Below are 14,676 nucleotides of genomic sequence, written 5' to 3' on the forward strand. Positions count from 1 at the left end.
CCGCGCCACTGTCTACACCCAGGTCGAAGCCCTCGTGGAGGCCCACCCTCTTCACCAGGTCCTGATGTCTTTGCCGGCCGTCGGCATCAGGACCGCAGCACGGATCCTCACCGAAGTCGCCGACAAAGACTTCCCCACCGCCGGGCACCTGGCCTCCTACGCCGGCCTGACACCGGTGACATGGCGCTCAGGGTCCTCCATCCGCGGCGACCGCGCCTCCCGAAGAGGCAACAAAGCCCTCAAACGCACTCTCTACCTCTCCGCGTTCGCGGCCCTCAAAGACCCGCTCTCCCGCGCCTACTACGACCGCAAACGAGCCGAAGGCAAACGCCACAACCAAGCCCTCATCGCCCTCGCCCGACGCCGCTGCGATACCCTCTACGCCATGCTCCGCGACGGCACCCTCTACCAGGCAAAACAACCCGCAGCAGCTTGACGAAAAACATAGGGACACTCTCAGATCCTGCACGAAAATCCCGGACGCTCTTCATGGGTGAGCGAGCGTCGTGAGCGCGGGCGGGGGTTAGCGCGGGCCACCCTGCCAGAGGGCGTCGAACGGGGCGCCCGAAGCCACGCGGTTGCGGATCCCGGCGGTCACAAAGGCTTTCGCCGTGCGGGCAGCCTCAAGCGGGGTCGCACCCTTGGCCAGCTCAGCCGTCACTGCGGCGGCGAGGGAACAGCCGGCACCCGACACTGCCACTTCGCCCACCTTGGGGGCGGAGAGGATTTCCAGGGTGTCGCCGTCGTAGTAAACGTCGACGGCGTCAGGCCCGGCCAGGCGCACGCCGCCCTTGGCCAGCACCGCGGCTCCGCTCAGCTCATGGATGCGGATGGCAGCGGCCTTGAGGGACTCGACGTCGGTGATTTCCAGCCCGGCGAGCGATTCGGCCTCGAAGTGGTTCGGCGTGACAAAAGTGGCCAGCGGCAGGATCTGCGCCTTGAGCGCCTCGTCGGTGTCCAGGGCGTGGCCCGGCTCCTGGCCCTTGCAGATCAGCACCGGGTCCAGCACCACGTTGGCGAACCCGCCGGCAGCCAGTGCGGACGCCACGGTCGAAATGGTGGCCGGGCTGCCCAGCATGCCGATCTTCACGGTATCCAGCACGGACGGCGCGCCGGACGCCGCACCGTATGCCGCCGTCGTCGCCTCCAACTGGTCCGCGATGACCTGCTGGTCCACCGGCACAAAACGGTGGTTCCAGTTGTCGTTCGGGTTGAAGGAAACGATGCAGGTCAGGTTGGCGATGCCGAAGACACCCAGTTCCTGGAATGTCTTCAGGTCCGCCTGCGCGCCGGCACCGCCCGTCGCCTCGGAACCGGCAATGGTCAGGGCGACGGCGGGGTACGTGTCAACAGCAGGAGAAGTCATCCACCCATACTGCCACCGCGCCTAAACGGGCCGCATTGTGCGTATGACCAATATGACGGGACCCCGGCAGCCCGCCGTCGCCGCAGTAGTCGCCGCAGTAAAAGTGCGAGAATGGAACCCGGTTCCGGCGGCAGCACGCCGCGGGGACCCCTCCCAGTGCTAATACAGCCGGCTGCTGCCGCGATTTCCTCCGCGACCTTCACGGGCAGCCGCGCGAACCACTCCGAATGGATCACCCATGACTTCCGCCAAGACTTTCCCCGCCCCCGCGGCGCCGAAATTCGCCTCGATCGGTTCCCCCTATTTCGGCATCATGCTGGCCTTTATGGCGGTGGTGCTGATCCTGTCCAACATCGGCGCCTCAAAGGGCGTGGCGATCGGTCCGATCATCACGGACGGCGGCTTCTTCCTCTTCCCGCTGGCATACATCCTGGGCGACGTCATCAGCGAGGTCTACGGGTTCGCCGTGGCGCGCAAGGCAATCATCACCACGTTTGCCCTGTCCGTGTTCGCCTCCGTCTGCTACTGGGTGATCATCGCGCTGCCCGGCTTCGACGACGAATTCGGTGCTTCCAAGCAGGCCGCGCTCGAGGGCGCCCTGGGTCCGGTTCCGCAGATTGTGCTGGCTTCGCTGCTGGCGTTCCTGGCCGGCCAGACCATCAACTCCTGGATCCTGGTGAAGATGAAGGCGCGCACGGGCGAGAAATCCCTGTGGGCGCGGATCATGGGCTCCTCAGTGGCCGGTGAATTCGTGGACACGCTCATTTTCTGCAGCATCGCGGCGTCCGTCATCGGCATCACGGACGTGGGCACCTTCGTGAACTACGTGCTGGTGGGCTTCCTCTACAAGACCCTCGTGGAGTTCCTCTTTGTGCCCGTGACTGCATCTGCCATCGGCTGGATCAAGAAGCGCGAACCCAGCTACGGGGCGTAGCCGCCCCCACCCCGGCCGCCGGCCGCCCGTGGGGCTGCTGGTAGTGCCGGTGGGTCAGCCCTTGAGCGTTGAGTCCAGGAGGGCCCGGAGTTCGCGGAAGTGCCGTTCCGTGGCTTCGGCGTGGAATGCGGAGGTGTCGGCCATCGAATACCCGTGGGATGCTCCGGGGTAGATCTCGTTCGACGCCTCGAGGCCCGCGGCGTCGAGCGCCTCGCCCAGGCGCGCGACGGCGTCGGGATCCATGCTCTGGTCATGGTCGGCGTGGCCGAAGACGAACCGGGCCGAAGCCTTGCCGAGTCCCAGATGGGGGCTGTCCGGGGCCTCGGTGGCCAGGCCGCCGCCGTGGAAGCCCCCGCAGGCTGCGACCACTCCGGGGTGGGCGGTAGCGGTGCGCACCGCGAGCCGGGCGCCCATGCAGTATCCGAACGTACCGATCGGGCCGGGTGCGACGCCGTCGAGCGTCCGCAGGGCAGCAACCCACGCATCGATATCCGGCTGCGCCTTGTCCGTAGTGAGGCGGCCGACCCGCGGGAACGCTGCCTTGCCGGCAGCCGCCCGGCCCTCGGGGGTGGTCATGTCCGTGCCCGGATCGAGTTCCGCGGCCGTCCCCTCGCGGTAGAAGACGTTCGGCGCCAGGACCACGTAGCCCCAGTCCGCGATGCGCTGCGCCATCTCCTGGATGCGGGGACGCAGGCCGAAGGCGTCCATGTACAGGATGACACCCGGAAAGGGGCCGACGCCGGTGGAGGGGCGGGCGACGAGGGCCTCGGCAGTTCCTTCTGCGGCTGGGATCTTGATGAGCATCCGGTCAGGATATCGGAGCACGACGGCGGGAGGCGCCTTTGGGGCGCCGCGCCCCTACGCCCGCCCCATACGCCCGGCCTAGGCGTAGTAGCGGCCCAGGGTCTCGGCCTTGAAGTCGAAGAAATTGCCTGCATCGATGGCCAGCCGGGCGTCGTCCACCATCTTCACCACGAAGCGCTCGTTGTGGATCGAGATCAGAGTGGCCGAGACCATCTCCTTGGCCTTAAACAGGTGATGGATGTAAGCCCGCGAATAGTGCAGGCAGGCGTAGCAGTCGCAGCCTTCCTGCAGCGGGCCGAAGTCGCGCTTGTACTTGGCGCCGGAGAGGTTGAACCGCCCGTCCGGGTGGTAGAACGCCGAATTGCGGGCAACCCTGGTGGGGGAGACGCAGTCGAAGGTGTCCGCGCCGTTTTCGATCGCGGTGAAGATGTCGTCCGGCTCGGAGATGCCCAGCAGGTGCCGGGGCTTGTTCTCCGGCAGTTCCTCGTTGCACCAGCGCACGATGGTTCCGAGGTTCTCCTTCTCCAGTGCCCCGCCGATGCCGAAGCCGTCGAAGTTCATGGCGCCGAGGTCCCGGCAGGCCTTGCGGCGCAGGTCCTCGTACTGGGCGCCCTGGATCACTCCGAACAGCGCCTGGTACGGCTTGCCGGCGCGCTCGTCCGTGAGCCGGAAGTGTTCGGTGATGCAGCGTTCGGCCCAGCGCCGGGTGCGCTCCAGGGACTCCTCCTGGTAGCCGCGGGAATTCTGCAGGGTGGTGAGCTCGTCGAAGGCGAACATGATGTCCGCGCCGATCCGGTGCTGGACGTTCATGGAGATCTCGGGGCTGAAGCGGTGCCGGTCACCGTTGAGGTGGCTCTTGAACCACACGCCCTCCTCATCCACGTGGGCCAGCCGTTCCTTGCCAGGGGCCACGGCGTCGTCCGGGCCGGAGGAATCGACAGATTTCATGTCGATGACTTTTTTAAATCCGGAGCCGAGGCTCATCACCTGGAAACCGCCGGAGTCCGTGAACGTGGGCCCGCGCCAGTTCATGAAGGCACCCAGCCCGCCGGCTTCGTCCAGGATGTCCGCCCCCGGCTGGAGGTAGAGATGGTAGGCGTTGGCCAGCACTGCCTGGGCGCCGAGTTCGGCGACGGACTCGGGCAGCACCGACTTCACCGTGGCCTTGGTGCCCACGGCGATGAACGCCGGCGTCCGGATCTCGCCGTGCGGGGTGCTGATGGTGCCGGTGCGGCCCAGGAACTCTCCGCCGTTGGCGGCCACCTGCTCCGTCGTCGGCGAGCATGTCTCGCTCAGCCGCTTGCCCACGGTGAAGGAAAACTCGGACTGCAGGGCTGCGGCACCCGGCTCGAGAGGCGGGAGTGAGGGATCAGTATTGGCTGGCACGGTTCAAGTGTGCCAGCTTGGCACCGGGAAACTTAGCCGGGGGTCAGTGCACTGGGTCCGATGTGGGATAGTTCTCAGCCCGCCAGCTGTCCCAGCTGTTGCGGATTTCCTCCAGCCGGTGGGCGCCGAGGTCGTAGGTGGACACGATCACCATGGACCCGCCGTCGGGCCTTATGTCGGCAATGGGCGGCTGGTCGGCCACGATCAGCAGGCCGTCGCCGTGCTCGGCGTAGCTGTGCACGGTGAGCCCCACCTGGTGGTTGGTCCGGTACCAGACCTTGCCGAAGATCTCCTCTCCGGTCCCAAGGGTCAGCGAATATGGCTCTCCCGGCTTGGGCAGGTCCCCCAGGCCCAGCTTGTCGATGGCCGAACCGTCCCCGCCCGGAACGGAGAAAAAGGCCGTGCGGCGTTTGCCGTGCGGGTGGTGCTCCAAGGCGAAGCGGAGCTGCTGGAGGAACGTCAGCCAGCTTTGGGTGATGTCCTCGTCCCAGGCTGCCCACTCGGAATTGTGGTCCAGGGCGGCCCGTGTCACGCTGACCTCGGTGCCGGCGGGGACGGGTTTGAGGGTGAACTCGTCCCCGCCGTCCACGGTCAGGCTGGTGTGGTCCGAACCTTCGACTACGGTGTCCTTGAAGTAGATCTCGTTGATTTCGGCCGCAAGATCGTCGGCCTCCCAGCCGTGCCACTGGGCAACCTTGGCCGGTTCGCGCAGCATTGTCCAAACCTGCTGCGCATCGGAGTTGATCACAACGCTCAGATTGTTCGTCATGGGGCGAATCTACAACTCCCGGCGCCGCCCGGGTAGGGCCTAACGGGTACGGACTCGAGGACGGGGCCGTACGGGCCTTAGCCCCGCACGGACTCCAGTTCGTTGCCGATCCGACGTTCCAGTTCCTTCAGCCCGATCGTTTCGGAGCCGCCGTGAGCCCGCAGGAACATCAGGGCCTCAAGCCGCAGAAGCCGCCATTCGCGTTCGGCGTCCGGGTTCGAATTGTCGATCGCGCGGAAGATTTCCTTGTCGTACAGGTTGGGCTCGTTCAGCGAGCGCTGCCGGACCTTGGCATTCATCCGGGACTTGAACGGGTCCGTTTCCATCGCGTCGGGGGCGCGGAGGAGCTTTTCGTACACCTCGGCGCGGTCCTCCTGCCCGGTCTGCCGGCAGATGTAGCTGGACAGGGCCAGCGCCGCCTCGACGGACGTCCAGCGGCCGGGGTTGCCGTCGAAGGGCAGCACATTGAGCAGGTCCGCTACGGCCAGGGCGCCCTCGGCATCCTTGAGGACGACGAACAGTTCGTGGGCGAGGTCGTTGAGGTCCTTGAGGCAGCTACCGGACTTGGTGTTGATGCCCTTGGCCAGGCGGTCACTCAGCAGCATCACGCCCGACGCGTCCGGGTGGGCGGAGGCGGCCGCCTCCACCACTGACTCGGGCGTTCCCGAGGGCTCCGGGATCAGCGCCAGTTCTTCCTCGCTGGGACCGGCCGCGGCGGCCGCGGTCGGTGTTGTGGCGGGAAGGGGAGGTACGACGACGGCGGGAGCCGCCGGGGCGGAGTCCTCCCCGGCGGAGTCTGCCCGGGCGGCGGGGGGCTCAGCCAGCTGAAGCGGGCTGGCGTCGGACTCTCCGGAAACTGTCGTCTCTTCGCCGCCGGCGTTGACTGCGGTGGTCCCGGCAGAGACCGGCTCCCCGCCCGTCCCGGGACCCGCCACCAGGACCGTGGAGCCGGCCGCAATGCGAAGGATCCCGCCGCCGGTGAGCGTCGCGAGGACGACGGCCGGGGTGCCGAAATCGTCGTCCTCGATGAGGACGCTCTGGATTTCGGCGGACCGTTCGCCGTCGGGTAGGAGCAGCAGGTGGCCGGTCTGCAGAGAGCCAGCCTGGAGCTCGCTGTAGTGCTGGGCGGCTGGGCGGTGGGTCATCGGGGGTCCTTAAGTTCTCTTGCGGTCCGCCCTACAGTCTACAAAGGAGCCTGCCCGAAATCGGGGACGCCCGGGTTCCTTCGAGCGTCCTCGCCGAAGCCGCGGGGCTTAGCTGCCGACGCCCGCGAACGCGAGTGCCTGCCGGACCAGGACCCCGCGGCCGCCGCTGAATTCCAGCTGCACATCCGGGCTCAGGACCTCTTCGGGCGTCATCCAGGTGAGCTCGAGGGCGTCCTGGCGGGGCTCGCACTCACCCGTGACCGGAATGATGTAGGCCAGCGAAACGGCATGCTGGCGGTCGTCGGTGAAGCCCGTGTGGGACGGTGCCGGGAAGTACTCGGCCACGGTGAACGGCACCGGGCTGATGGGCAGCTGCGGGAAGGCCAGCGGGCCGAGGTCCTTCTCCATGTGACGGAGCAGGGCGGCGCGGATGGTCTCGCGGTAGAGGACTCGGCCGGACACGAGGGAGCGGATCATGGTGCCGTCCTCGTCGGCCTGCAGCAGCGTGCCCACTTCGTTCACGAACCCCAGCGGATCAAGGCGGACGGGTACGGCTTCCACGTAAACCATGGGAAGCCGGCCCCTGGCTTCGAAGAGGTCCTCATCGGACAGCCAGCCGGGATTCGGGTCAGGAGTGCGCACGTTCATGCTTAAGTTCTACCCCATCCCTGCCCGAACCCCGCGCCGGACCGCCTGTCAGTGGCGGGAAGAGACCCAGAGCGCCGGGGCGTCCCCTCCCGCCGCATCCGGATTTGCCACATGCAGGGTCCGCCCGAATGCTTCTTCCGTCATGGTCACTCTGAGGCCCGCGGCCTCCAGCCGGTCCCGCAGGGCGGACAGCTCGCCCGTGTACTCGAATCCCAGTCCGGACCGTGGAGCGCCGCTGCCGGGGCGGACCATCAGCACGCCGCCGTTCTTCGCGGTGAAATCCGCGGTTTCGTCGTCATCCGGCACGGGCCGGAGCCGCGCGCCCATGTTTCGCAGTGTCTGTGCAGCGGCGGCGGCGTCCGGAGTGAACCAGACTCCGACGACGGCGAGTCCCGGATCGGCGTCCGCGCACTGGGCGCCGTGGGCGGCTTTGTCCGCGAAGAAGCTGAAGCCGTCCTCGCCCGTGATCCGGCAGGCGGCGCCGTGGTCGGCATCCACCAGCTCGGCCGGTGTGGTCCCGTCCTCCACGGAGGCCAGGTTGGTCCGCCGGGCGAATTCGGCGAGGTCGCCCACTTCGACGCCGAACGACGTCGTGCCGTCTTCGGCGGAACCGGCCTCGGCAGCGTGCAGCGCCACGCGGCCCGAACCGGCGTCGTACTCTTTCCAGGGGCCGTCGTCGACGGTTTTCACCATTCCCAGCGCCGTCAGGAGCTGCTCCCATTGGTCCGGGCGGGAGGTGAAATGGATGGGTCGGACACGCAGCATTGGATCTCCTGAGCTCGGTTGGCGGTGCAAACTACGGTGGCACTGCCATGATGCCACGCCTTGTGTCTGGAAAGGCTGGGGGCAGAATGGTGCCATGGCCATCGAACTCGAGGAACTGCTGGTGAAGGACGCCGCCGAATGGCGCGCCTGGCTGGAACAGCACCACGCCACCAGCCCGGGCGTCTGGCTGGTGCTGCATAAGAAGGGCGGCAACACCACTGAGCTGGACTACGAAGCGGCATTGCAGGAGGCGCTGTGCTTCGGGTGGATCGACGGGCAGGGCAAGAGGCGCGACGACGACAGCTCCTTCCAGCGGATGACCCGCCGTGGTCCGAAGAGCGTGTGGTCGGCGCGGAACGTGGACCGCATCGAAAAGCTTGAAGCGGCAGGCAGGATGACCGAGGCCGGCCGGGCCGCCGTCGAGGCCGCCAAAGCGGACGGGCGCTGGGAGACGGCGTATTCAGGGCAGGCATCCGCGGAAGTGCCGGCGGACCTGGCGGCGGCCATCGCCGCCGAACCACGGGCACAGGCGATGTTCGACGTGCTGACGTCGGTGAACCGCTACGCCCTGATTTACCGCACCAACTCCGTTAAGCAGGCCGCAACCCGGGAGCGCAAAATCAACGGATTCGTGGAGATGCTGGCACGCGGCGAGACGCCGTATCCGCAGAAGAAGCGCCCCGCCGGGTAGCGTGCGCCCGCGTGCCCCGGCAGTCATGGCGTCCGGGGCCGGGTGTCAGGCGGAGGCGTCCTCGTCCACGGGGAAGGCCACGGCCTCGCCCACCACGCGCAGGCAGAGTTCCATGCCCGGCCGCGCGATGGACGCGTTCCAGTGCCGGATGGTGATCACTTCGCCGCCGCCCGGGAAACGGTGGTCCGGGATGGCGCCGGCTGCCAGTTCCGGCGGCACGGCCAGTTTCAGGCGGACTGTGGTTTCCGGTCCGAAGTAGTCCGTGTCAACCACTACGCCGCGGATGGGGCCGTCTTCGGCGATGCGGATCTGTTCGGGCCGCAGCATGAGCTGCACACGGCCCTGGGCCGGGGGCCTGCGCACCGGAATGCCGCCCAGCGAACACGTGGCGAGAGAACCCTCCATCCAGGCGTCCAGGATGACGGCGTCGCCCAGGAACTCCGCCGTGGCGCGGTCCGCCGGCCGGGTGTAGACCACAAAGGGGTTGCCGATCTGGGCCAGCCTGCCGCCGCGCATCACGGCCACTTGGTCCGCGAAGGAGAGCGCCTCGGCCTGATCGTGCGTGACCAGGATGGTGGTCACGCCGGCTTCGTTGAGGACCTTGGCCACCGCGCGCCGGGTGGCTACGCGGAGGCCGGCGTCCAGGGCGGAGAAGGGCTCGTCCAGCAGCATCAGCTCCGGCTCGCGGGCCAGGGCCCGGGCCAGGGCCACACGCTGCTGCTGCCCGCCGGACAGCTGGTGCGGCCGGCGCTTGGCCATGGACGGATCGAGCGACACCATTTCCAGGAGCTCACCGACCCGGGCCGCGACCTCACGCCGTCCGCCGGAGAGGCGGCTGGCGCTGAGGCCAAAGGAGACGTTCTGGCCCACGGTGAGGTGCGGGAACAGGGCGCCGTCCTGGGCGACGTACCCGACGTGGCGTTTGTGCGCCGGCACCCAGCTGCCTTCGCCGGCCACCTTGGCGCCGTTGAGGGAGATGCTGCCGGTATCGGGATGCTCGAAGCCGGCGATGAGGCGCAGCAGGGTGGTCTTGCCCGAGCCGGAGGGGCCTACGATCGCGGTGGTGCCGCCCTTGGCCACGGACAGGTTGACGCCCTTGAGGACCGCCTGTGAACCGAAGTTCTTGGTGACGGCCTCGATCTCCAGGTGGCTGTTGGTGCTGGGCGCCACGGACGGGGCGATCCGGGGTTCCGGAAGCCTGGAGGGGGCATCAGGCGAAGTGTAGGAATCTGTCACTGGCCGGCCACTTTCTTGGACTGCTGGAAGAGGAGGTAGGTCATGGGGGCGGAAATGAGGATCATCAGCAGCGCATACGGTGCCGCGCCGGCATAGTCGATCTCGCTGCTCTTGCTCCAGAACTCGGTGGCAAGGGTCCGCGTGCCATTGGGGGAGAGCAGCAGGGTGGCCGTGAGTTCGTTGACGATGGCCAGGAACACGAGGGCGGCCCCGCCGGCGGCAGCGGGTGCCGTGAGCCGCAGCGTGACCCGGATGAAGGACACCAGGGGCGGCTTGCCCAGTGCCTGTGCGGCTTCGTCGAGTTCCTTGGGTGCCTGGGCCAGCCCTGCCCGGATATTGACCAGCGCACGGGGCAGGAACAACAGCACATAGGCCGCGATGAGCAGCACCGTGGTCTGGTAGAAGCCCGGGGCAACCCTGATGCTCACGGTCACGAAGGCCAGTCCCACCACGATGCCCGGCATCGAACTGGTGACGTAGTTGGACAGTTCTAGTGCCTTGCTGAACCAGCTGGGGTGCCGGACGGCGAGGTAGGCCATGGGGAACGCCACCACGGTGGTGGCCAGCGCACCGGCCAGGCCGTAGCCCATGGTCTGCATCAGGGCCGGAAGGAACTCGTCGGCCACCCAGATATCGGCGCCACCCGCGACGATCCAGCGCAGGACGAACGTCAGCGGAAGGCCGAAGGCCAGGGCCGTGAGGGCGGCCAGGAAGAGCTGGGCCGGAGCCTGGTAGACGTGCAGCGGCAGCCGCAGCGCCCTGGCCTGCGCGCCGGAGCCCACCCGGGCGTAGCGCGCGGTGCCGCGGCTTCGCACCTCCACCAGGAGCAGGATCAGGCAGAAGAACACCAACACGCTGGCCAGCATGTTGCCGGCGGTGCCGTTGAACGTTGACTGGTACTGCACCATGATCGCGGTAGTGAACGTGTCGAAGCGGATCATCGCGAACGCGCCGTATTCGGCGAGCAGGTGCAGCGAGACCAGGAGCGCTCCGCCGGTCATGGCGATGCGGAGCTGCGGGAGGACCACCCGGAAGAACGTGCGCCATGCGCCCAGTCCCAGCGACGCCGCGGACTGCTCGATTGCGGGGTCCAGCCGGCTGAGGGTGGCGGCGGCGGGGATGTACACCAGCGGGAAGTAGGACAGCGTGGCGATCAGGACGCCGGACCAGAGCCCGCCCAGGGACGGCACGGCCGAAACCCAGGCGTAGCTGTTGACGAAGGCCGGGATGGCCAGCGGCGCGGCCAGCAGGACGGCCCACCATTTGTGCCCGCGGAGCGTGGTGCGCTCCACCAGCCAGGCCCCGCCCACGCCCAGAACCACGCAGAGCGGCACGGTCACGGCCATCAGGAGCACCGTGTTGAGGAGAAGCTCCCCGACGCGCTCGCGGAAGATCAGCCCGACGGCGGTGTCCCACCCGGTGGCGGCCGTCATGACGACGACGTACCCGAGGGGGACCAGGGAAAACAGGGCGATGAGGACGGCAATGACGGATACTGCGGAAACGCCGAAAGGCGGGCGGGGGCGCTTGCCCCTACCCGCCGTCGTCGTGCTTCCGGAAGTTTCCGGTGCCGCTAGGTCAATTGGCACAGTATTTCCATTTGACACTGAGTTGCTTTTTCCTCACGGGTTACAGGAGTCCTGCCTTGGTCATCAGCTCGGTGACCTTTTCGGAATTGAGCTTGGCCGGGTCAACGGTGGGCGCCTGCAGTTCCTTCAACGGAACCAGCTTCTCGTTGGCCGGAACATCGGAGGCAATGGCGTACTCGAAGGAGGTGCCCTTCTGGAGGACTTCCTGGCCCTTCTTGCCGGTGATGAACTTCAGGAAGGCCTGGGCAGCCGCCGCGTTCTTTGAGGAGTTCAGCACGCCGCCGCCGGAGACGGAAACGAAGGCGCCAGGGTCCTGGTTCTTGAAGTAGTACGGCGTGACGTTCTTGGAGTTTTCGCCGGTCTTCGCCTGGTCGCCGTAGTAGTAGTAGTGGTAGATCAGGGCGGCATCCACTTCGCCGGCGTTGACGGCCTTCATGGCCGTGCTGTTGCCCTTGTAGGCCTTGAAGTTCTCCTTCATGCCCTTGAGCCATTCCTCGGCAGCGGCTTCGCCCTTGAGCTCAAGCAGTGCGGAAACGATGGCCTGGAAGTCGGCGCCGGACGGTGAAGCGGCCCACTTGCCCTTCCACTCCGGCTTGGCGAGGTCCAGCATGGACTTGGGCAGCTGGTCTTCGCCCAGCTTGGCCTTGTCGTACACCAGGACCGTGGAGCGCGCGGCGATGCCGGTCCACTTGCCGGTGGAGGGGCGGAATTCGGAAGGCACCTGGTCAATGGTGGACTTGTCCACGTCAGCGAACAGCCCGGCGTTCTCAACCTGCGCCATTGCGGGGGAGTTTTCCGTGAGGAACACGTCGGCGGGGGAGGCTGCGCCTTCCTGGATGATCTGGTTGGACATCTCGGTGTCCGAACCCTGGCGAAGCGTGACCTTGACGCCGGTTTCCGCGGTGAAAGCGTCAACCCATTCCTTGGTGAGGCTTTCATGCTGGGCGTTGTAGACGGTGATTTCGCCGGATATCTTGCCGTCTCCCCCGGCGGTGCTTGCCGCGGGGGTGGAGTTTCCGGAGCCGCAGGCGGCGAGGCCGAGGGCTGCGGTGGCGGCGAGTGCGATTCCTGCCAGCGCGTTGGTGCGGATCTTCATTGGGGCTTCTTTCTGCAAAAAAGTCTTGGTGGACCGTGGTCCGCATGAGGGGGAAGTTAGGGCATGCTCACTGCAAAAACTGTAGGTTAGCCAAACCTAACGAACCAAGCCGAAATGGGCTTAAGTGATCAGGATCACATCAATTACGTAACTTTTACGTGACTTAATTCCCGTAGGCCCGAAGGTGAGGCATCCGGGGCTCAGTTCCGGGCTGCGGGCTTCGGGGCCTGTCCTGCGGCCTGCACCGACGCTGCGGCCTCCAGCACCATCCACGCCTGGAGCTGTGTGGAAAGTTCGACGGCGGCACCCGCCGGATATGACCGGCCCGCCGGTGTCTCGGGGAACACCGGGAACACCAGGCGCCCGCCGTGCCGCGCCAGCGGTTCCTGCGGATCCACGGCGCGGCGGCCCTCCCAGAGCGCCTGCGCCGTCTCCGTGACCAGGGCGGCCGCGGTGGCGCGCGTCCGGTCCGAAAGCCGTCCGTCCATTGCCGCCAGCGCGAGGTACCGCGCCAGGATCCCGGTGAACAGCCCGCCGTCGCCCGTTCCGTCGCAGCGGAGCACAGCGGCTGTCCTGCCGGACTCAAGGGTGGCCGGACGGGTCAGGTTGCGGGACACGGAGTCCACCAGGGCGGCAGCCCGGTCAAGGTTCGCCGGGCCGCCGAGCTCCAGCAGTGCCCCCAGGACCGGGCCCTGGTTGTAGGTGTAGATGGCGGCTTCCAGCACCACCTCGCCGCCGGCGCCGATCCGCAGCCCGTCCTGGTACATGCCCAGGCCGGGGTCGAACAGCTTGGCGTGGAGCCAGTCCACCAGGGCCTGGGCCTTGGCCGTGTTGCCGGTGCGGGCATAGTAGAGCGCCACCGGAGCCGTGGCGGGCGTGTTCTTGAAATCCCGCTTCTTGCTCCAGAAGGTTCCGCCGCCGAGGTCATCCGTGGAGGCGGAATCGAACTGCAGCGTGAGGCTTTGCCGGATCCTTGTGTGGCGTCGGGCGCCCGGCTTTCGCGTGGCTTCGGCGAGTTTCTCGAGCCGGAGGGTGGACAGTGCGAGCCAGGCCATGTCGTCGTAGTAGTTGTTGACGAAGGTGAGGAAGTTGCGCAGCCGGATACCGGCGACCAGCTGCGAGGCCAGCCGTCCGGCGCTGGGGCGGCTCCCGCCGTCGAACCTTGCGCCCCGCGCCAGCTCACGGCGGCCGGCGTCCACCAGGCAGTCCGCATAGTGCGCCTGCCACCAGTAGTGCCAGGGCCGCCTCAGGTTCTTCAGCCGGCTGGACGGACGTTCGATCGCCGCGATATGCGTTCCGGGCAGGAAAAACAGCCGCTGCCCGAACATCCTGGTCACGGAGCGGGCTGCTTCGTCGGCGCGGGCGGACCAGTCCGCGGGCGCGGTGACGTCTGGGGAGGTCATGGTGCCAGCCTAGACGATATGAAGTGGAACGGTTCCTGCCCGTCAGGGCAACGGTCCATTATCGCCGGACGGTCCTGGCAGCGCCAGCTTCCTGTGATTTGCCGCCTATTGGGGTAAAGGGAGGCGCTGCAGGACTTGTTCCCGGCGGTGATGTCCCTTATCCCGGACGGGCAGGGTCAGGACGAGGACAAGGACGAGGGGGCCGGGGCCTTCTGTTTCACAGGGTCCGTGGGTTGCCATTGGCGGCTCCCTTGGCCTGTCGGCTTGTCGGGGGTGCAATGGTAGTGCCACATGTGAAGTTTGGGAGGTCCCGGCTATGTTTGAGCATACTTTCATTGGTCTGGATGTTCACGCGGTGAACGTCGTGGGCCATGCACTGAACCCCGCCACCGGTGAAATTAGCAACCACACGATGGCCTCAGATCCTGCGCTGGTGCTGGAGTGGCTCGGCCGGTTCACCCCGCCGCTCAAGGTCGTCTACGAATCTGGCCCGAGCGGGTTCGTCCTGGCCAGGTACCTGCGCGCCGCGGGCATCAACTGCGTCGTTGCGGCGTCCTCGAAACTGCTCCGTGCTCCCGGGGACCGGATCAAAACTGATCGGCGTGACGCCCGGGTGCTGGCCGAAATGCTCGCGGTCGGCTCAGTCACCGAAGTGCGGATCCCGGACCCGGACGAGGAAGCGCTGCGGGACCTGTCCCGGCTCCGCTCAGGCACGGCGACAGACCTTGCACACTCACGCCAGCACGTGAACGCCATCCTGCTCCGCCACGGCATCCGCTACCCCAAAGACACCCGATGGACGAAGGAACACAGTTTGTGGCTGCACCGTCAGCGCTTTGACGAG

The 14,676-nt window shown here is 67.1% G+C and carries 15 protein-coding genes; 4 read left to right on the top strand and 11 right to left on the bottom strand.

Features of this window, described 5'->3' with window-relative positions:
• A partial coding sequence (locus TV39_RS02720; RefSeq protein WP_043478042.1) for an IS110 family transposase occupies window positions 1-436 on the top strand: 436 nt, incomplete at its 5' end.
• 87 nt (window positions 437-523) lie between these two features.
• Here TV39_RS02720 and TV39_RS02725 read toward each other — a convergent pair.
• Window positions 524-1,366, bottom strand: a complete 843-nt coding sequence (locus TV39_RS02725) for a hydroxymethylpyrimidine/phosphomethylpyrimidine kinase (RefSeq protein WP_043478044.1) — start codon at window positions 1,364-1,366, stop codon at window positions 524-526.
• A gap of 238 nt (window positions 1,367-1,604) precedes the next feature.
• Between TV39_RS02725 and TV39_RS02730 the strand changes: the two genes are divergently transcribed.
• Window positions 1,605-2,300 (top strand): queuosine precursor transporter, encoded by a 696-nt coding sequence (locus tag TV39_RS02730; protein ID WP_043478047.1) that lies wholly within the window; start codon window positions 1,605-1,607, stop codon window positions 2,298-2,300.
• Between the two features lie 54 nt (window positions 2,301-2,354).
• Here the strand turns inward: TV39_RS02730 and TV39_RS02735 are convergent, their stop codons facing one another.
• The 6 genes from TV39_RS02735 to TV39_RS02760 all read right to left on the bottom strand — a co-directional run bounded on the left by TV39_RS02735 (window position 2,355) and on the right by TV39_RS02760 (window position 7,817).
• A complete protein-coding gene (locus TV39_RS02735; RefSeq protein WP_043478050.1) occupies window positions 2,355-3,104 on the bottom strand; it encodes a dienelactone hydrolase family protein in 750 nt (249 codons plus the stop codon).
• A 78-nt stretch (window positions 3,105-3,182) separates the two neighbouring features.
• Window positions 3,183-4,490, bottom strand: a complete 1,308-nt coding sequence (gene tgt / locus TV39_RS02740; protein ID WP_043478053.1) for a tRNA guanosine(34) transglycosylase Tgt — start codon at window positions 4,488-4,490, stop codon at window positions 3,183-3,185.
• Between the two features lie 43 nt (window positions 4,491-4,533).
• Complete coding sequence (locus tag TV39_RS02745; RefSeq protein WP_043478056.1) at window positions 4,534-5,259, bottom strand: hypothetical protein; 726 nt, start codon at window positions 5,257-5,259, stop codon at window positions 4,534-4,536.
• A 77-nt stretch (window positions 5,260-5,336) separates the two neighbouring features.
• Window positions 5,337-6,404 carry a DUF6707 family protein gene (locus tag TV39_RS02750; protein ID WP_043478059.1) on the bottom strand — a complete coding sequence of 356 codons (1,068 nt, stop codon included), beginning with the start codon at window positions 6,402-6,404 and terminating at the stop codon, window positions 5,337-5,339.
• A gap of 108 nt (window positions 6,405-6,512) precedes the next feature.
• Complete coding sequence (locus TV39_RS02755) at window positions 6,513-7,052, bottom strand: NUDIX hydrolase family protein (protein ID WP_011690469.1); 540 nt, start codon at window positions 7,050-7,052, stop codon at window positions 6,513-6,515.
• A gap of 48 nt (window positions 7,053-7,100) precedes the next feature.
• Window positions 7,101-7,817 carry a hypothetical protein gene (locus TV39_RS02760; protein ID WP_043478062.1) on the bottom strand — a complete coding sequence of 239 codons (717 nt, stop codon included), beginning with the start codon at window positions 7,815-7,817 and terminating at the stop codon, window positions 7,101-7,103.
• 94 nt (window positions 7,818-7,911) lie between these two features.
• Between TV39_RS02760 and TV39_RS02765 the strand changes: the two genes are divergently transcribed.
• Entirely contained in the window at window positions 7,912-8,508 is a 597-nt protein-coding gene (locus TV39_RS02765) for a YdeI/OmpD-associated family protein (protein ID WP_043478065.1), read from the top strand.
• Between the two features lie 45 nt (window positions 8,509-8,553).
• On the opposite strand, the gene TV39_RS02770 is transcribed toward TV39_RS02765, so the two are convergent.
• The 4 genes from TV39_RS02770 to TV39_RS02785 form a co-directional block, all read right to left on the bottom strand.
• On the bottom strand, window positions 8,554-9,744 hold the full coding sequence (locus TV39_RS02770) for an ABC transporter ATP-binding protein (RefSeq protein WP_235347259.1): 1,191 nt from the start codon (window positions 9,742-9,744) through the stop codon (window positions 8,554-8,556).
• Entirely contained in the window at window positions 9,741-11,333 is a 1,593-nt protein-coding gene (locus TV39_RS02775) for an ABC transporter permease (RefSeq protein WP_144406291.1), read from the bottom strand. The genes TV39_RS02770 and TV39_RS02775 overlap by 4 nt, the downstream gene beginning before the upstream one ends.
• Window positions 11,334-11,373: 40 nt before the next feature.
• On the bottom strand, window positions 11,374-12,429 hold the full coding sequence (locus tag TV39_RS02780; RefSeq protein ID WP_043478069.1) for an iron ABC transporter substrate-binding protein: 1,056 nt from the start codon (window positions 12,427-12,429) through the stop codon (window positions 11,374-11,376).
• 200 nt (window positions 12,430-12,629) lie between these two features.
• Window positions 12,630-13,832: a glycoside hydrolase family 76 protein gene (locus tag TV39_RS02785; protein ID WP_043478073.1), complete on the bottom strand. Its 1,203-nt coding sequence runs from the start codon at window positions 13,830-13,832 to the stop codon at window positions 12,630-12,632.
• Window positions 13,833-14,148: 316 nt separating this feature from the next.
• Between TV39_RS02785 and TV39_RS02790 the strand changes: the two genes are divergently transcribed.
• Window positions 14,149-14,676 (top strand): IS110 family transposase (locus TV39_RS02790; protein ID WP_043478081.1); only part of this gene is annotated, 528 nt, incomplete at its 3' end.

The organism is Arthrobacter sp. SPG23 (genome assembly GCF_000876655.1).
Lineage (GTDB): Bacteria > Actinomycetota > Actinomycetes > Actinomycetales > Micrococcaceae > Arthrobacter.

Excerpts from the sequence above, each read along its gene's own strand:
- TV39_RS02725 (WP_043478044.1), bottom strand. The coding sequence starts at position 1,366 with ATGACTTCTCCTGCTGTTGACACGTACCCCGCCGTCGCCCTGACCATT.
- TV39_RS02730 (WP_043478047.1), top strand. The coding sequence starts at position 1,605 with ATGACTTCCGCCAAGACTTTCCCCGCCCCCGCGGCGCCGAAATTCGCC.
- TV39_RS02735 (WP_043478050.1), bottom strand. The coding sequence starts at position 3,104 with ATGCTCATCAAGATCCCAGCCGCAGAAGGAACTGCCGAGGCCCTCGTC.
- TV39_RS02745 (WP_043478056.1), bottom strand. The coding sequence starts at position 5,259 with ATGACGAACAATCTGAGCGTTGTGATCAACTCCGATGCGCAGCAGGTT.
- TV39_RS02750 (WP_043478059.1), bottom strand. The coding sequence starts at position 6,404 with ATGACCCACCGCCCAGCCGCCCAGCACTACAGCGAGCTCCAGGCTGGC.
- TV39_RS02755 (WP_011690469.1), bottom strand. The coding sequence starts at position 7,052 with ATGAACGTGCGCACTCCTGACCCGAATCCCGGCTGGCTGTCCGATGAG.
- TV39_RS02760 (WP_043478062.1), bottom strand. The coding sequence starts at position 7,817 with ATGCTGCGTGTCCGACCCATCCATTTCACCTCCCGCCCGGACCAATGG.
- TV39_RS02765 (WP_043478065.1), top strand. The coding sequence starts at position 7,912 with ATGGCCATCGAACTCGAGGAACTGCTGGTGAAGGACGCCGCCGAATGG.
- TV39_RS02780 (WP_043478069.1), bottom strand. The coding sequence starts at position 12,429 with ATGAAGATCCGCACCAACGCGCTGGCAGGAATCGCACTCGCCGCCACC.
- TV39_RS02785 (WP_043478073.1), bottom strand. The coding sequence starts at position 13,832 with ATGACCTCCCCAGACGTCACCGCGCCCGCGGACTGGTCCGCCCGCGCC.